General features: G+C 48.9%; 1 protein-coding gene. It reads left to right on the top strand.

Annotated elements, in window-relative coordinates:
- Window positions 1–1370: PQQ-dependent dehydrogenase, methanol/ethanol family (locus tag MPL1_RS13020; protein ID WP_009727602.1), on the top strand; the 1370-nt coding region annotated here is incomplete at its 5' end.
- Window positions 1371–1375: the final 5 nt, after the last annotated feature.

The raw sequence follows: 1375 nt of genomic DNA, 5'->3' as shown, positions 1-1375 counted from the left end.
CGGTTCTTCGAMCTGGTGTATTGCGTGGTCACGAAGGTAACGCTCTGGTTATCGACGGCACCATGTATGTTCACACTCCTTTCCCGAACATCGTTTACGCCCTGGACCTGAACAACTACGGCGCAATCAAGTGGAAATATGAGCCAAACCAAAACTACGACGAAACTGTGCCAGTTATGTGCTGTGACACTGTTTACCGTGGTCTGTCATACGGTGATGGCAAAATCTTCCTGAACCAGGCTGACACCACGCTGGTCGCTCTGGACATGAACACTGGTGAACCAGTCTGGTCTCACAAACGTGATGATCCAAAAGTCGGCGCAACCAGCACTGCTGCTGCTCACGTCTTTAATGACCGTGTCATCGTCGGTGTTTCTGGTGGTGAGTTTGGTGTTCGCGGTTATATCAAAGCCTATGACTTTGATGGCAACATCCAGTACAAAGCCTACAGCACTGGTCCAGATGATGAGATGATGGTTGACGGTAACAAAACCACTTCTATGCTGAAACCAATTGGCAAGGATTCTTCACTGAACTCTTGGCAAGGTGACCAATGGAAGATCGGTGGTGGTACTACTTGGGGCTGGTATTCTTATGACCCAGACACCAACCTGTACTACTACGGTACTGGTAACCCATCTACCTGGAACCCTGTACAACGTCCAGGCGACAACAAATGGACTATGACCATCTTCGCTCGTGACCTGCATACAGGTATGGCGAAATGGGTTTACCAAAAAACTCCATTTGACGAGTGGGATTACGACGGTGTTAACGAAAACATCCTGGTAGACCAGGAAATCAATGGTCAAATGCGTAAACTGCTGGTCAACTTTGACCGTAACGGTTTTGCATACACCATGGACCGCGTCACTGGTGAACTGTTGGTTGCTGAAAAATTTGACCCTGTTGTTAACTGGGCAACCAGCATCGACATGAAAACAGGTCTGCCAAACCGTGTACAACGTTACTCTACCGCTTATCACGGTGAAGACGTGAACACCACTGGTATCTGCCCTGCTGCACTGGGTACTAAAGACCAACAGCCTGCTGCATTCTCACCACGCACTGGCCTGTTCTATGTCCCAACCAACCATGTATGTATGGACTACGAGCCATTCGAAGTTGAGTACATCGCTGGTCAACCATACGTTGGTGCTACTCTGAGCATGTACCCACCAGAAGGTTCATCTCACCTGGGTAACTTCATTGCATGGGATGCACGTGAAGGTAAAATCGTCTGGTCTAACCCAGAGCGCTTCTCAGTCTGGTCAGGTGCTTTGGCAACTGCCTCTGACGTAGTGTTCTACGGTAAGCTTCTGGAAGGTTTCATCAAAGCAGTTGACGCTCACACAGGTCGTGAACTCTGAAGATT

It is taken from the genome of Methylophaga lonarensis MPL (genome assembly GCF_000349205.1).
In the GTDB taxonomy this organism is placed as follows: Bacteria; Pseudomonadota; Gammaproteobacteria; order Nitrosococcales; family Methylophagaceae; genus Methylophaga; species Methylophaga lonarensis.
The sequence above is the reverse complement of the archived record's forward strand: the minus strand, read 5'-3'. Positions and strand labels throughout refer to the sequence as shown.